The 989-nt window shown below is 67.1% G+C and carries 1 protein-coding gene; it reads right to left on the bottom strand.

The annotated features are described in order from the left end of the window. Positions 1-989: dicarboxylate/amino acid:cation symporter (locus tag B3K53_RS07385; RefSeq protein ID WP_292083526.1), on the bottom strand; the 989-nt coding region annotated here is incomplete at both ends.

Genomic DNA, 989 nt, shown 5'->3' with positions numbered 1-989 from the left:
TCGCCATGATGACCACCAGCGAGGCGCGCGGAATGCCGGCGATGCCCTTGGAGGTCACCATCAGCAGCAGCAGCATGAAGACCTGCTGCGAGACGCTGAGGTGCACGCCGTGCGCCTGCATGATGAACATGGTGGCGAAGGTGCAGTAGAGCATCGAGCCGTCGAGGTTGAACGAGTAACCCAGCGGCAGGACGAAGCTGACGATGCGGCGGCGCACGCCGACGGTCGGCAGGGCGTCGAGGATGCGCGGATAGGCGGCTTCCGAACTGGCGGTCGAGAAGGCCAGCAGGGCCGGGGTGCGGATCACCTTGAACAGGGGCAGGACGCGACGCCCCAGCACCACGGCGCCGGCCAGGAACAGCAGGCCCCACAGCACGCCCATGGCGCCATAGAAGCCCAGCACGAACTTGGCGTAGACGGCCAGCATCTCCAGACCTTGCGTGGCGATGGTCGAGGCCAGGGCGGCGAAGATGGCCAGGGGGGCCAGCTTCATCACGAACTCGGTCACCTTCAGCATGATGGAGGCGGCCTGTTCGACCAGGTTCAGCACCGCCGGCGCCTTGTCGTCCAGCGCCGCGACCGCCGTGCCGACGAACAGGGAGAAGACGACGATCTGCAGGATCTCGTTCTTGGCCATGGCGTCGAAGATCGAGGTCGGCACTAGGTGGGTGACGAAGCCGTGCAGCGAGAAGGCGTCGGTCGAGGCGGCCGGCGCCGTCGCCAGCGCCGCCTGCGGCAGGTGCATCCCGGCGCCCGGCTGCAGGATCTGCACCATGATCAGGCCCAGCAGCAGCGACACCACCGAGGCGCCGATGAACCAGGTCATGGTCTTGACGCCGATGCGGCCGACCGAGGCGGCGTCCTCCATGTGGGCGATGCCCGCCACCAGGGTGGTGAAGACCAGGGGCGCGATGATCATCTTGATCAGACGCAGGAAGACGTCGGTGATCAGCGACAGATTCTTGGCGGCCGCCGCCGCCTGATCGGCG

It is taken from the genome of Brevundimonas sp. UBA7506 (assembly GCF_002479495.1).
In the GTDB taxonomy this organism is placed as follows: domain Bacteria; phylum Pseudomonadota; class Alphaproteobacteria; order Caulobacterales; family Caulobacteraceae; genus Brevundimonas.
The sequence above is the reverse complement of the archived record's forward strand: the minus strand, read 5'-3'. Positions and strand labels throughout refer to the sequence as shown.